Source organism: Achromobacter sp. (assembly GCF_050285585.1).
GTDB lineage: Bacteria > Pseudomonadota > Gammaproteobacteria > Burkholderiales > Burkholderiaceae_B > Achromobacter.
This window is the reverse complement of record NZ_JBLZXF010000015.1, coordinates 1-14174: the sequence shown is the minus strand read 5'-3', so window position 1 is coordinate 14174 and position 14174 is coordinate 1. Positions and strand designations below refer to the sequence as shown.

Annotated in this window: 11 protein-coding genes; 9 read left to right on the top strand and 2 right to left on the bottom strand. The window is 67.8% G+C overall.

Annotation, left to right across the window (positions count from 1 at the left end; genetic code table 11):
• The first annotated feature begins 12 nt into the window (after positions 1-12).
• The 6 genes from ACN6PJ_RS19290 to ACN6PJ_RS19265 all read left to right on the top strand — a co-directional run bounded on the left by ACN6PJ_RS19290 (position 13) and on the right by ACN6PJ_RS19265 (position 7945).
• Positions 13-1335, top strand: coding sequence for an OmpP1/FadL family transporter (locus ACN6PJ_RS19290; protein WP_427997446.1), 1323 nt, complete (start codon positions 13-15; stop codon positions 1333-1335).
• Between the two features lie 47 nt (positions 1336-1382).
• Positions 1383-3773: a 3-hydroxyacyl-CoA dehydrogenase/enoyl-CoA hydratase family protein gene (locus ACN6PJ_RS19285; RefSeq protein ID WP_427997445.1), complete on the top strand. Its 2391-nt coding sequence runs from the start codon at positions 1383-1385 to the stop codon at positions 3771-3773.
• Between the two features lie 152 nt (positions 3774-3925).
• On the top strand, positions 3926-5122 hold the full coding sequence (locus ACN6PJ_RS19280; protein WP_427997444.1) for an acetyl-CoA C-acyltransferase: 1197 nt from the start codon (positions 3926-3928) through the stop codon (positions 5120-5122).
• Positions 5123-5139: 17 nt separating this feature from the next.
• Complete coding sequence (locus ACN6PJ_RS19275; protein WP_427997443.1) at positions 5140-5685, top strand: DUF4442 domain-containing protein; 546 nt, start codon at positions 5140-5142, stop codon at positions 5683-5685.
• Positions 5649-6239 (top strand): chalcone isomerase family protein, encoded by a 591-nt coding sequence (locus ACN6PJ_RS19270; RefSeq protein ID WP_427997442.1) that lies wholly within the window; start codon positions 5649-5651, stop codon positions 6237-6239. The genes ACN6PJ_RS19275 and ACN6PJ_RS19270 overlap by 37 nt, the downstream gene beginning before the upstream one ends.
• A 14-nt stretch (positions 6240-6253) precedes the next feature.
• Positions 6254-7945 (top strand): AMP-binding protein, encoded by a 1692-nt coding sequence (locus ACN6PJ_RS19265; protein ID WP_427997441.1) that lies wholly within the window; start codon positions 6254-6256, stop codon positions 7943-7945.
• 15 nt (positions 7946-7960) lie between these two features.
• Here ACN6PJ_RS19265 and ACN6PJ_RS19260 read toward each other — a convergent pair whose 3' ends face one another.
• Positions 7961-9526: a sulfatase-like hydrolase/transferase gene (locus tag ACN6PJ_RS19260; RefSeq protein WP_427997440.1), complete on the bottom strand. Its 1566-nt coding sequence runs from the start codon at positions 9524-9526 to the stop codon at positions 7961-7963.
• An 8-nt stretch (positions 9527-9534) separates the two neighbouring features.
• A complete protein-coding gene (locus tag ACN6PJ_RS19255) occupies positions 9535-10509 on the bottom strand; it encodes a Bug family tripartite tricarboxylate transporter substrate binding protein (protein WP_427997439.1) in 975 nt (324 codons plus the stop codon).
• A gap of 154 nt (positions 10510-10663) precedes the next feature.
• Between ACN6PJ_RS19255 and ACN6PJ_RS19250 the strand changes: the two genes are divergently transcribed.
• The 3 genes from ACN6PJ_RS19250 to ACN6PJ_RS19240 form a co-directional block, all read left to right on the top strand.
• A complete protein-coding gene (locus ACN6PJ_RS19250) occupies positions 10664-11188 on the top strand; it encodes a MarR family winged helix-turn-helix transcriptional regulator (RefSeq protein WP_427997438.1) in 525 nt (174 codons plus the stop codon).
• Between the two features lie 247 nt (positions 11189-11435).
• Positions 11436-13553, top strand: coding sequence for a TonB-dependent siderophore receptor (locus ACN6PJ_RS19245; protein ID WP_427997437.1), 2118 nt, complete (start codon positions 11436-11438; stop codon positions 13551-13553).
• Between the two features lie 145 nt (positions 13554-13698).
• A partial coding sequence (locus tag ACN6PJ_RS19240) for a 2-keto-3-deoxygluconate permease (protein ID WP_427997436.1) occupies positions 13699-14174 on the top strand: 476 nt, incomplete at its 3' end.

Below are 14174 nucleotides of genomic sequence, written 5' to 3'. Positions count from 1 at the left end.
GGAGGCAGTACCATGAGCAGACGTTCATTGTCCCTGAGCACCTTGTCGGCCTTCGTGGTCGGCATGGGCGCGGCTACGGCGGCCCACTCGGCCGGCTTTCAGCTCCTGGAGCAGAACGCCAGCGGCCTGGGCAACGCATACGCGGGCTCGGCGGCAAATCCCGAAAACGCCAGCATCATCTACTACAATCCGGCCGGCATGACCTATCTGCCCGGCTTCAACGTGTCGGGCGGCGTCAATCTGATCAAGCCGTCCTTCAAGTTCAAGGACAACGGCGACAGCCGCAATCCCAGCATCCCCGGCCTGCCGGGGGCCGGCCTGGGCGGCTCGGCCCCCACGGGCGGCAACGGCGGCAACGCGGGCAACCTGGGCGTGGTGCCCAACCTCTACGCTTCCTGGCAGCTGAACGAGCAGTGGTACCTGGGCCTGGGCATCGGCGCGCCGTTCGGCCTCATGACCGATTACGACGACGACTGGGTCGGGCAGTACCACTCGAACAAGTTCGACATCAAGACGATCAACATCAACCCCTCGATCGCGTACAAGGTCAACGAAAAATTCTCGATGGGCTTCGGCCTGAACTGGCAGCACATCGACGCCAACTACAAGAAGAAAACCGTGGTTCCCGTGCCCGGCATGCCGCTGGGCACGACCGGCGACGCCGACCTGAACCTCAAGGGCGACGCCTGGGGCTGGAACGTGGGCTTCATGCTGCAGCCCACCGAGGACACCCGCATCGGCCTGTCCTACCGTTCCAAGATCAAGCACACGGCCAAGGGCGACACCGACATCGACAACATCTACCCGCGCGGCAACTCGGTGTCGTTCGACTCCAAGGCCACGGTGTCCCTGCCCGACACCCTGATCCTGAGCGCGGCGCACCAGTTGAACGAACGCTGGGAGCTGCTGGGCGACGTCTCGTGGACCGGCTGGAGCAGCATTCCCAGCCTGAAGATCCGCAACTCGGGCACCGGCGCGCGCGATGACGAACTGCCCTTGAACTTCCGCGACACCTGGCGCATCGCGCTGGGCGCCAACTACAAATTCGCGCCGGACTGGAAATGGAAGTTCGGCGTGGCGTACGACCAGTCGCCCGTCTACAAGGAATCCGACCGCCCGACGTCGCTGCCCGACAATGACCGCTACTGGTTCTCCACCGGCGTGCAATGGCAGGCCACCAAGAACACGACGCTGGACGTGGGTTATACCTATCTGTACCTGCGCAAGACGGACATCGACACCACGTCCGGCAACCAATTGACCAAGGGCCGCGTCGCGGGCACCTACGACAGCAGCGGCCACATCCTGGGCGTGCAGCTGTCGGCCCGCTTCTAGCCCCGGACGGCGGGTCCGCCCGCCCTCCGCCCTTTCAGGAGAATCCCTTGAGCAAGTTCGTCGTCAAACACGTCGCCGTGCTGGGTGCCGGCGTCATGGGCGCGCAGATCGCCGCCCACCTGGCCAATGCGGGCGTGCCCGTCACGCTGTTCGACCTGGCCGCGCCGGAGGGCGACCGCAACGGCACCGTCAAGAAGGCGCTGGCCGGCCTGCGGAAGCTGGAGCCCGCCCCGCTGGCGGGCGCCGCGCGCCTGGCGATGATCACGCCCGCGAACTACGACGACCACCTGGACCGGCTGCGCGGCTGCGACCTGGTCATCGAGGCCATCGCGGAACGCATGGACTGGAAGACCGCGCTGTACGAACGCATCGCGCCGCACGTCGCGCCCGGCGCCATCGTCGCGTCCAATACCTCCGGCCTGTCCATCGACGCCCTGGCCGGCGCGCTGCCCGAAAGCCTGCGCGACCGCTTTTGCGGCATCCACTTCTTCAACCCGCCGCGCTACATGCGGCTGGTGGAGATCATCGCCACCTCGCACACGCAGGCCTGCGTGCTGGATCAGCTGGAAACCTGGCTTACCTCCAAGCTGGGCAAAGGCGTGATCCGCGCGCTCGACACGCCCAACTTCGTGGCCAACCGCATCGGCGTGTTCTCGATCCTGGCCGCCATGCACCACACGGCCCGCCTCGGGCTGGGCTTCGACGAAGTGGACGCCCTGACCGGCCCGAAGATCGGCCGTCCCAAGAGCGCCACCTACCGCACCGCCGACGTGGTCGGCCTGGACACGCTCGCCCACGTCGTGGGCACCATGGAAAAGAACCTGCCCGACGATCCGTGGCACCGCTATTTCGCCCTGCCCGGCTGGCTGTCCGCCCTGATCGGCAAGGGCGCCCTGGGCCAGAAGAGCGGCGCGGGCGTCTACCGCAAGCAGGGCAAGGAAATCCAGGTGCTGGACCTGAAGGCGCAGGACTACGTGCCCAGCGCGGGCAAGCTGGCCGACGAAGTCGCCGCCCTGCTCAAGGAGCGCGATCCCGCCCGCCGCTTCGCCGCGCTGCGCGCGAGCAACCATCCGCAGGCGCAATTCCTGTGGAGCCTGTTCCGCGACATCTTCCACTACAGCGCGGTACAGCTCGAACACGTGGCCGACAACGCCCGCGACCTGGACCTGGCCATGCGTTGGGGCTTCGGCTGGTCGCAAGGGCCGTTCGAAACCTGGCAGGCCGCGGGCTGGCAAAGCATCGCGGCGGCCGTGGCCGAGGACATCGCGGCCGGCAAGAGCATGAGCGATGCGCCGCTGCCTGCGTGGGCGCTGGAACCCGGCCGCCAGGGCGTGCACGCGCCCGAAGGCTCCTATTCCGCGCGCTCGGGCCAGCTGCGCCCCCGCTCGACGCTTCCCGTGTACCGGCGCCAGCTGTTCCCCGAACGCGTCTTCGGCGAAGGTCCGGACGACCGCGGCGTCACGGTCTGGGAGAACGAAGGCGTGCGCCTGTGGAACCTGCCCGAGGTGGACGCGGGCATCGCCATTCTCTCCGTCACCTCGAAGAACCACACGCTGGGCGCGGAGGTGCTGGAGGGCATTCTGCAGGCGGTGGCGAAGGCCGAGCGCGACTTCGACGGGCTGGTGATCTGGCATGACGCGCCCTTTGCGGTCGGCGCCAATCTGCAGCAGGTTTCCGAAGCCTGCGCGGCCGGCCAATGGGAAATGCTGGAGGCCACCGTCGAGAAATTCCAGCGCACCTCGCAATCGTTCAAGTATGCGCAGATCCCCACCGTCGCCGCCGTGCAGGGCATGGCGCTGGGCGGGGGCTGCGAATTCCTGATGCATGCCTCGCACCGGGTGCTGGCGCTGGAGAGCTATATCGGCCTGGTCGAGGCCGGCGTAGGGCTGATCCCCGCTGGCGGCGGCAGCAAGGAATTCGCCGGCCGCGCCGCCGCGCTGGCCGCCCGCACGGCCACGCCGGGCGAAGTCTTCCCGTACCTGCAGCCGGTGTTCCAGAACATCGCCATGGCGCAAGTGGCCAAGAGCGCGCTCGAAGCCATCGCGGCAGGCTTCGCCCGCGACCACGACGTGGTCGTGTTCCACCCCGGCGAACTGCTGTTCGTGGCCATCGGCCAGGCGCGCGCCGCGGCCGATGCCGGGCACACGCCGCCTGCGCGCCTGCGCGACATACCCGTGGCGGGCCGCAACGGGATCGCCAACTTCGAAATGGTGCTGGTCAACATGCGCGAGGGCGGCATGATCAGCGCCCATGACTACCGCGTGGCGCGCAGCGCGGCCGTGGCCCTGTGCGGCGGCGAGGTCGACACCGGCACCAAGGTGGACGAGGAATGGCTGCTGGCGGTGGAACGCAAGGAGTTCGTGGCGTTGCTGCGCACGCCTGAAACCCAGGCGCGCATCCGCCATACGCTGGACACCGGGAAGCCTTTGCGGAATTAGGGGAGCTCCCCCGCAGCGCCTGCGGCGCTTCCCCCCGGGGGGCGCCGGGGGGGCCTGACGGAGCCGGATCCGCGCGGCCCGGCTCAGGGAGGCCGGTGTGCGCGGGGGAATGGAGTTGATATGTCTCGCTGTGGATATATGAGGAAAGGAATATGAGCACGCAGATTCAAGATGCCTACATCGTTGCTGCCACGCGTCTGCCGGTGGGCAAGCGCAACGGCGCCTATGCCGCCACCCGCCCCGACGACATGCTGGCAGCGGCGCTGAATGGGGCGCTGGCGCAGGTGCCGGGGCTGGACCGCGCCCGCATCGAAGACGTCATCGCAGGCTGCGCCATGCCCGAGGCCGAGCAAGGAATGAACGTAGCCCGCATCGGCCTGCTGCTTGCCGGCCTGCCGCAAAGCGTGGCCGGCGTCACCGTGAACCGCTTCTGCGCGTCGGGGCTGCAAGCCGTCGCCGACGCGGCCGCGCGCATCCGCATGGGCGAGGCCGACATCATGATCGGCGCGGGCACCGAATCCATGAGCGCCATGCCACAGATCATGGGCAACAAAGTATCGATGAACCCGGCCATCTTCGCGCACGACGAGAACATCGGCATGGCGTTCGGCATGGGCTTGACGGGGGAAAAGGTCGCCGAACGCTGGAAGGTTTCGCGCGAAGACCAGGACGCCTTCGCCCTGGCATCGCACCAGAAGGCCTGCGCGGCCATCGCCGCCGGACACTTCCGGGCCGAAACCACGCCCTACGAAGTGGTGTCGCACCTGCCCGGCGCCGGCGGCGCGGTGCGCGTCGCGCGCCGGCTGATCGAGGTGGACGAAGGCCCGCGTCCGGACAGCAGCGCCGAGGCGCTGGCGCGCCTGAAACCCGTGTTCGCCGCGCGCGGCAGCGTGACGGCCGGCAACAGCTCGCAGATGTCGGACGGCGCCGCCGCCGTGGTGCTGGTATCGGACCGCATTCTGCGCGAATTCAACCTGAGCCCGCTGGCTCGCTTCGCCGGCTTCGCCGTGGCGGGCGTGCCGCCCGAAGTCATGGGCATCGGCCCGGTCGCGGCGATCCCCAAGGTGCTGGCGCGCTCCGGCATCTCGCAGGACGATCTGGACTGGATCGAGCTGAACGAGGCCTTCGCCGCCCAGTCCCTGGCCGTCATCCGCGAACTGAAGCTGGACCCGTCCAAGGTGAATCCGCTGGGCGGCGCCATCGCGCTCGGCCATCCCCTGGGCGCGACCGGCGCGATCCGCACGGCCACGATCACCCATGGCCTGCGCCGCACCGGCGGAAAGTACGGCCTGGTGACCATGTGCATCGGCACGGGCATGGGCGCCGCCGGCCTGTTCGAGGCCATGTAGGCACCGCGGCCGGCAGCATGAAGCCCTATTGGTTCAAGAGCCTGTCGCCGCAGTGGCGCGCGCGCCTGATGCGGGTGGGATTCAATCTGCATCCGGCGTTTCGCGCGACCGGCGGGCGCGTGGTGCTCGTGTCGCCGGATTTCCAGCACATACGCATCAAGCTGCCGCTGCTGCGCCGCACCCGCAATATCGTCGGATCCATGTACGGCGGCTCGCTGTTCGCGGTCACGGACGGCGCCCACCCCACGATGCTGATGTCCGCGCTGGGCGCGGATCACGTAGTCTGGGACAAGGCGGCCTCCATCCGGTACCGCAAGCCCGCCTATGCCACCCTGTACGCCGACTTCCGCCTGCCGCCGGGCGAAATCGCGGAAATCCGCCGGATCCTGGCCCGGGACCACGAAACCACCCGCAACTACACGGTGGAACTCAAGGACAAGGAAGGCGTCGTCTACGCCGTCGTCGAACGCACGATCTACATCGCCGACAAGACGTTCTACAAACAGAAGAACCCAGGAGGAGACAGATGCCCACCATCCCCGGAGCAAGATCCGCCGCCTTGAGCCTTGTGCTGGCGGCCTGCCTGGCCGGCGGCCACGCGCAAGCCGCCGACCTGGAGATAGCCGGCGTGCGCGTGCCGGCCACGCAGTCGTCGGGTGGCCGGGAGCTCGTGCTCAATGGCGCCGGCGTGCGCACCAAGATCATCGTCAAGGTCTATGTGGCCGCGCTGTACGCCACCGAAAAGCGCGGCGATGCGGCCGCGCTCATCGACAGCGACAAGCCGCGCCGCGTCCGCCTGACGCTGCTGCGCGACGTGGACAGCAAAAGCCTGGACGGCGCGCTGCAGGAGGGATTGCGCGACAATACGGCCCCACGGGAGCTGGCCGCGCTGAAAGCGCCGGCGGACCGCCTCTCCGCCCTGATGGCGGAAATCGGGACCGCCCGCGAAGGCGACGTGATCGACCTGGACTTCGACGCCCAGGGCGTCTCGATCGCCCACAATGGCGCGCCGCGAGGCCGCATCGACAGCCCCGGCTTCGCCCGCGCCCTGCTGCGCGTCTGGCTGGGCGACAAGCCCGCGCAGGCCTCCCTGAAGAACGCCCTGTTGGGCAACTGAGCCACATAGCGACGATGGAACGAATCTGGCAGAAAAGCTACCCTCCGGGCGTGCCCGCGGAGATCGAGATGGATGGCGCGACCACGCTGGTCTCTGTCGTGCGCGACAGCTGCCGGCGCTACGCGGACAAGACCGCCTACCTCAGCATGGGCCGGTCCATGCGCTATGCGGAGCTCGACCGGCTGACCCGCGACTTCGCGGCGTGGCTGCATGCCAACGGCCTGGGCCGCGGCGACCGCGTCGCCCTCATGATGCCCAACCTGCTGCAATACCCGGTGTGCCTGTTCGGCGCCCTGCGGGCGGGCTGCGTGGTCGTGAACTGCAACCCGCTCTATACCGCGCACGAACTCCAGCACCAGCTGGCCGATTCGGGCGCGCGCGCCATCGTGGTCGCCGACAACTTCGCCGCCACCCTGCAAAAGGCCCTGCCCGGCACCGCGGTGGAGCGCGTGCTGGTGACGTCCATCGGGGAATTGCTGGGACCGCTCAAGGGCAGGCTGGTGGACTTCGTGGTCCGCCGCGTCAAGCGCATGGTGCCCGCGTGGTCCCTGCCCGGCGCCACGGCACTGGGCGATGCGCTGCGCGCCGGGCGCCGCGCGCCCTTTTCCGAGGTGGAACTGGAACAGCGCGACCTGGCCTGCCTGCAGTACACGGGCGGCACCACCGGCGTGGCCAAGGCGGCCATGCTGACCCACGGCAACCTGGTGGCCAATCTCAGCCAGGCCTATGCCTGGGTCAGGCCGCTGGTGACGGAAGGCGAGGAGTGCATCGTCACGGCGCTGCCGCTCTATCACATCTTCGCGCTCACGGCGAACTGCCTGACCTTCATGAAGATGGGCGCGAGCAATCTGCTCATCATCAATCCCCGCGACATTTCCGGGCTGGTCAAGGAAATGCGCAAGGTGCCGTTCTCCGCCTTTACGGGCGTCAATACCCTGTTCAACGCCCTGCTCAACGATCCGGATTTCGCGCGCCTGGATTTTTCGCGGCTGCGCCTCACGATGGGCGGCGGCATGGCGGTGCAGCGCTCGGTGGCCGATCGCTGGCAGGCCTTGACCGGCCGGTCGCTGGCGCAGGCCTATGGGCTGACCGAGACCTCGCCCGCGGTCACGATCAATCCGCTGGACGTGAAGGTCTTCACCGGATCGATCGGCCTGCCCGTGCCGTCCACCGACATATCCATCCGTGACGACGAAGGCCGGGAACTGGGCTTGGGGGAAAGCGGCGAGATCTGCGTGCGCGGCCCGCAGGTCACCCAGGGCTACTGGAACCGCCCCGACGAAACCGCGCTGGTCCTGTACCCGGACGGTTTCCTGCGCACGGGCGACATCGGCTACGTGGACGAGAACGGCTACCTGTTCCTGGTCGACCGCAAGAAAGACATGATCCTGGTCTCCGGTTTCAATGTCTATCCCAACGAGGTCGAGGACGCGGCCGCCCTGCATCCCGGCGTCAAGGAAGTGGCTGCGGTGGGCGTGCCGGACGAACGCTCGGGCGAGGCCGTCAAGCTGTACGTGATCCGCAAGGACCCGGCCCTGGACGCCGAGACCCTGATCGCGCATTGCCGCCAGCAGCTCACCGGCTACAAGGTGCCGCGCTACGTGGAGTTCCGCGAAGACCTGCCCCGCACCAACGTCGGCAAGATCCTGCGCCGCGAGCTCAAGCCCGCCGCGCCGTCCCGGACGGGCTCCCCGGCCAAGGCCTGAGCGCGCCCGGCGCGCTCACCATTGGCCGAAGAAGACGCCGGCCCGCTTGTGGGCGTTCGTCGCTTTTTCCACGGCCTCGTCGCTGATCGTCGTGCGGCGCTTGCCGCGCAGCATCCAGTCCAGCAGGCGCTGGCGCAGCTCCTGCCGGATGCCCGCATGCGCGCTGCTGCGGCCGAGGTCCTGGTACTCGCCGGGATCGGCATGCAGGTCGTAGAGCTGCTCGGGCTCGTCCAGCCAGTATACGTAGCGCCACCGGTCCGTCCGCACCGACCAGGCGCGCGCGTTCTGCGGCGTCTTGCCGCGCAGGACGCGCGCCTGGCGGAAGCTGTAATCGAGCTCCGAGAATACGCAATCGCGCCACGGCGCGCCGCCCCGGCCGTGCAGCAGCGCCTGCAGCTCCCGGCCTTCCAGCAGGTGGCCGGGCCCGGGCGTTCCCAGGGCGCGCAGCACCGTGGGAACGAGGTCCACGCTTTCGACCATGTCGGCCAACGCCTTGCCGCGCGTGGCATCGGCCTGCGCCGAGGGATCCATCACGATGAACGGCACGCGCTGCACGGTGTCGTAGAACAGCTCCTTTTCCCCCAGCCAGTGGTCGCCCAGGAAGTCGCCATGATCCGCGGTGAACACGACGAGCGTGTTCTTCATGAGGCCCGCGCCTTCCATATAGTCGAACAAGCGGCCCAGGTGATCGTCCAATTGCCGGATCAGGCCCTGATAGGCGGGCCGCACCACGCGCACGCATTCGTCCGAGGAAAAGCTGACGCTCTCTTCCTGCTGCCGGTAGGCGGCCACGACCGGATGCGCATCCGCCAGTTCCTCGCGGTTGCGCCTCACCGGCAGGCACTGGTCCGCCGTGTAGCGCTGGTGGTATGGGGCGGGCGCCATGTACGGCCAATGCGGTTTCACGTAGCTCAGGTGCAGCACCCAGGGCTGGCCGCCGCGCCGCTTCATGAAGTCCAGCGCCTGGTCCGTCATGTAGGCGGTCTCGGAATGCGCTTCGGCCACGCGCGAGGGCAGGTGCACGTTGCGCATGTTCCAGCCGCTGACGACGCGGCCGTCCGCGTCCACGCCCGCGATGACATAGTCGGTCCAGGGATCGGCGCTGTCGTAGCCATGGCGGCGCAGGAAGGCGGGATAGCCGCTTTCCGCCCCGGGGGTATGGTGGCCGTCGTAGCGGTCCAGCTCGGTGAAGCCGCCGCGGGCGAGCAGCACGCCCAGTTCGGAGGCGCCGTCGATGGCCAGCCGCTCCATGCCGGCCCTGTCCGGGATGATGTGCGTCTTGCCGGCCAGCGCAAGTTCGCGCCCCTGCCCCGCCAGATACTCGCCCAGCGTGATTTCGTTCACCGACAGGGGCACGCGGTTCCAGGTCGCGCCGTGGCGGGACGGATACCGTCCGGTGTAGTAGCTCATGCGCGAGGGGCCGCAGACGCCCGAGTTCACGAAGGCGCGCTCGAAGCGCGCCCCGCGCGCCGCCAGCGCATCCAGGCTGGGGGTCTGCAGATAGGGATGGCCATAGCAGCTCAGGTGATCGGCGCGCAGCTGATCCGCCATGATGAACAACACATTCTGTACCGCGCTCATCGCCGCTCCTACTGTTCCGCCTTGAAGCCGGAGGCGCGCACCACCGGCTCCCATTGCCTGCGGTAGGCGGCCAGCGCATCGGCGGTGCCGCCCGCGTCCAGGGCCACCGGCTCCAGATAGGCGGCGCGCACGGCTTCCTGCATGGCGGGCTCGCGCAGGATGGCCGCGATGTCCGCGCCCAGGCGCCCGATCTTGGCCTGGGGCATCGCCGCGGGCGCGAAGAATGCATTCCAGCCGTCGGCCGCCAGGTTCACGCCCTCTTCGCGGAACGTGGGCACGTCCTTGAGCTCCGCGTCGCGGGCGTCGCCCGAAACGGCCAGGATGCGGATCTTGCCGGCGCGGTGCTGCGGCAGCAGGGTATCCAGCGTGTCGATGCCTTGCGGAAGAATGCCGCCGATCAGTTCGGAGATCAGCGGCGACGAGCCGCGGTAGCCGACCACTTCCGGCTCCTGGCCGATTTCTCGGCCCAGCATCAGCGCGAAAAAGTGAGGCAGGCTGCCCGTGGCGGGCACGCCCACCGTGAACTGCCCCGGATGCCCCCGCAGCCACTGACGCAGGCCGCGCAGGTCCTGGATCGGCGAGCCGGCGGACACGGCCAGCGCGAATTTGTAGCGGCTGACCAGCGACACGGGCTTGAAGTCGCGCTGGGCGTCGTAGCCCGGCTGGGCATAGACCAGCGGCGCCACCACCATGACGGCGGGATTCGCCAGCATCAGCACGTTCTGGCTGGCTGGAGCCGCATGCAGCCCCTGGGCCGCGATGCGGCCGCCCGCCCCCGTCTTGTTCTCGACCACCACGGGCACGCCGACCCGCTCCTTCAGCCGGTCGGCGACCAGCCGCGCGATGCGGTCGGAACTGCCCCCCGGGGGATACCCCACCACGATCGTCAGCGCCCCGTCCAGCGGCGCCTGCTGCGCACAGGCCAGCGAGGCCGCCCCCGCCAGCGTCGCCGCGACCGCGGCCCCTGCCATCCACTTACGCATTGCCTTCTCCTGGAGACAGCGGCCGGCTGTCGATTATGGTTGTCACTGTCTGGCCGATTCCCAAATAGGAAAATTGAATTTAGCAACGTGGCCATTTGTTGATCTAATCCAGGACTTCCAATAACGATATGCGGCGAGTCAAGGAGGAGCAGCCATGCCGACCATCTCCCCGCCCGGCCAACGCCATCTTGCGGACATGCTGATGTACCGGCTCTACCAGGCCTGGTCGCAATCCAATCCCGTATTCCTGCGCTTGTGCGAAGGGCGATTCGGCATCACGCGCCGCGAGTGGCGCATCCTGGCGTGCGCCGTCGAAGGCGGCATCATGAGCTCGGCCGAACTGGCCGCCGCCGCCAAGCTGGACCTGCCCCGCACGTCCCGCACCCTGGGCGCGCTCTGCGAAAAAGGCTGGCTGCGCCGCCTGCAGGACAGCGCCGACCGCCGCGTGGTGCTCGTGGAAGCGACCGACGAGGGCGTGGCCCGCTACCAGGGTCTGCTGCCCGAGGTGTCGCGGCTGAACGATCTGCTCGTGCAGGACCTTAGCGAAGACGAGGTCGCCCTGCTGCGCGACTTCCTCGGGCGCATCGAACAGCGCGGGCGGCGCATGGCCGAGGACAATATCGTCGCGGACAAAGCCAGCCGCCGCGAAGGCGGCACGCGCCGCGCGCGCTACGCCTGAGGCCGGGCTGTCGCGCCGGTCCAACAAACGGCGGCCCGCAACGCTGCGATGTGAACGATCTGCAAATCGCTGATAGCACGGCTTTTTTCCGGCATTCCCCTGCCGGGGGCCCGACGCCGCAGGGCTTTTTTACATATGGGATGGCCTCTTTTCCTGACAGTGCCCTCTCAATTAATTAATAATAATTATCGTTGCCATTCGTATATTCAATCGGCTGTGGATCATCCGCGGCCGCTGGGGAGAACTCTTGAAACGCCATACTCAACCGGTCGCGCGGCGCGCGCGGCCCCAGGGACTATTGCCCATCGCCGCCGCGCTGGCCGCCTGCATCGGCGGCTGGGCGCAAGCGCAGCCCTCCGAGCCCGCCACGATCCTGCCCGCCGTGCAGGTCATGGGCGTGGGCGAAACCGCCACCGGCCCCGTCGAAGGGTATGTCGCCACGCGCAGCGCCGCGGGCACCAAGACCGACACCCCGTTGTCGGAAACGCCCCAGGCCATCACCGTGATCCCGCGCGACCAGATCGTGGACCAGGGCGCGCAGAATATCCAGGACACCATGAATTACGCGGCCGGGGTGCGCCCGAACGCGTATGGCGTGGACAACCGCGCGGACTATGTGCGCGTCCGGGGCGTCGAGCCGGTCCAGTACCTGGACGGGCTGCGTCAGTACTTCAGCTACAACAACCCGCGCACCGAGGTCTATGCGATGGAACGCGTCGAAGTGCTGCGCGGCCCCTCGTCCATGCTGTACGGACAGGGCAGCACCGGCGGTATCGTCAACCTGGTCAGCAAGCGCCCGCTGGAGGAGCGGCAAGGCGAGATCGGCGTGGTGCTGGGCAACCACAACCGGCGCGAAATCCAGGCCGACCTGACCGGGCCGGCAAGCGAGGACGGCCAGTGGCTGTACCGCGTCGTCGCCGTGGGCCGCGACAGCGACACCCAGGTGCAGTACGCGCCGGATGACCGCCTGATGCTGGCGCCCTCGCTGACCTGGCGCCCCAGCGCCGCCACCTCTCTGACCTTCCAGGCCACGTGGCAGAAGGACCGCGCGGGCACCACGCAATCGTTCCTGCCCTGGAGCGGTTCGGTGCAGGAGAACCCCAACGGCCGCATCCCAACCCGGCGCTTCGCCAGCGAACCGGGCTTCGACGCGTACGACACCGAGCAATTCAGCGTGGGCTGGCTGTTCGAGCACCAGTTCAACGACAAGTGGAAGGTCCGTCAGAACTTCCGCAATACGGTCAGCAGCGTGGACTACAAGACGCTCTATCCCAACGTGTATGGCGCGCGCCGCGGCGATTCCTACATCGATCCGGAGCAGCAGACCGTCGACCGCATCTTCTACGTCAACAAGCCGCGCATGCGCACCTTGCTGGCCGACCAGAACCTGGAAGGCAAGCTGAACTGGGGCCGCGCCGAACACACGGTGATCTTCGGCATGGATTACTCGCGCTACCGCGAAACCAGCCAGACGGCGGGCGGCGCCGGTTCGCCGCTGAACCTGTTCCATCCGGAATACGGCAACGTGCCCGAGTACGAGCTGTCGGACAATCCCAAGATCAACCAGCAGCAGATCGGCTTCTACGCGCAGGACCAGATCAAGTTCGACAGGAACTGGATCTTCCTGGCCGGCATCCGCCGCGACCGCGCGGACAGCACCACCGAAGGCCAGGACCGGGAAACGGACCAGGCCACCACCAAGCGCTTCGGCCTGATGTACGCCGCGGACAACGGCTGGTCGCCCTATCTCAGCTACAGCGAATCGTTCACCCCGATCGCGGGCGCCGACTTCTACAACCAGCGCTGGAAGCCGATGCGCGGCAAGCAGGTCGAGGCCGGCATCAAGTACATGCCGAAGGACGCCGACATCGAATTCACCGCGGCCGCCTATGACTTGCGGGAAAAGAACCGCCAGACCAACGATCCCGACAACCCCAACAACCAGCTGCAGGCCGGCAAGACGCGCACGCGCGGCGTGGAACTGGAGTTGCGCGGCCGCGTCACCAAAGAACTCGACGTGATCGCCAACTACATTTACACCGACCTGGATCCGCAGCTGGAGGCCCAGCCCAAGCACATGGCGTCCGTGTGGGGCAAGTACCGTTTCGCGCTGGCTGGCCAGCCCGGCTTCGCGGTAGGGGCCGGCGTGCGCTATCTGTCGGCCTTCCGCGACGGCGGCGCCCCCGAAACGCCCGCCGTCACGCTGTTCGACGCCATGCTCAGCTACGACAACGGTCCATGGCGTTATGCCCTCAACGTGAACAACATCGCGGACCGCACCTATGAGGTGGTCTGCCTGGACCGCGGCGACTGCTTCTACGGGGCCCGCCGCACCGTCATGCTGAGCGGCGCGTACCGCTTCTAGCATCACGTCTTCCCGGGCGGGAAAACCTGTACGTACATGCTGTACGTACAGGTGTACACTACGGTTTTTCCTCATCTTTTCAACCGCCTGACAGACGCGCACACGAACGTCTGCAACCAGAAAGACCGTCCTGGAGACTCCTACAGTGTCGACCGAAACCTCCCGCTCGCCCTTTTTTGGCACGATGCAGAAAATCCCCGGTGGATTGATGCTGGTGCCGCTGATCCTGGGTTCCCTGATCGGCACCTTCGCCCCCGACGCCCTGGCGATCGGCGGCTTCACCACCGCCCTGTTCAAGAACAGCGCCCTGCCCCTGATCGCGCTGCTGATCTTCGCCACCGGCACCCAGGTCAATGCGCGCACCGGCGGCCCGATCCTGGCCACCGCGGGCACCATCCTGCTGATGAAGACCCTGGTGCCCGCCACCCTCATCATCATCCTGGGCAGCTACGTCGGCCTGGACGGCGTGATGGGCGTGTCCATCCTGGCGCTGCTGGCCGCCTTCGACAACAGCAACGGCGGCCTGTGGCTGGCCTACACCGGCCAATACGGCGATGCCCGCGACCGCGGCGCCTACGTGGCCAGCGCGGTCAACGACGGCCCCTTCTTCAGCCTGCTGTT

Excerpts from the sequence above, each read along its gene's own strand:
- ACN6PJ_RS19255 (WP_427997439.1), bottom strand. The coding sequence starts at position 10,509 with ATGCGTAAGTGGATGGCAGGGGCCGCGGTCGCGGCGACGCTGGCGGGG.
- ACN6PJ_RS19250 (WP_427997438.1), top strand. The coding sequence starts at position 10,664 with ATGCCGACCATCTCCCCGCCCGGCCAACGCCATCTTGCGGACATGCTG.
- ACN6PJ_RS19260 (WP_427997440.1), bottom strand. The coding sequence starts at position 9,526 with ATGAGCGCGGTACAGAATGTGTTGTTCATCATGGCGGATCAGCTGCGC.
- ACN6PJ_RS19270 (WP_427997442.1), top strand. The coding sequence starts at position 5,649 with ATGCCCACCATCCCCGGAGCAAGATCCGCCGCCTTGAGCCTTGTGCTG.
- ACN6PJ_RS19290 (WP_427997446.1), top strand. The coding sequence starts at position 13 with ATGAGCAGACGTTCATTGTCCCTGAGCACCTTGTCGGCCTTCGTGGTC.
- ACN6PJ_RS19265 (WP_427997441.1), top strand. The coding sequence starts at position 6,254 with ATGGAACGAATCTGGCAGAAAAGCTACCCTCCGGGCGTGCCCGCGGAG.
- ACN6PJ_RS19280 (WP_427997444.1), top strand. The coding sequence starts at position 3,926 with ATGAGCACGCAGATTCAAGATGCCTACATCGTTGCTGCCACGCGTCTG.
- ACN6PJ_RS19275 (WP_427997443.1), top strand. The coding sequence starts at position 5,140 with ATGAAGCCCTATTGGTTCAAGAGCCTGTCGCCGCAGTGGCGCGCGCGC.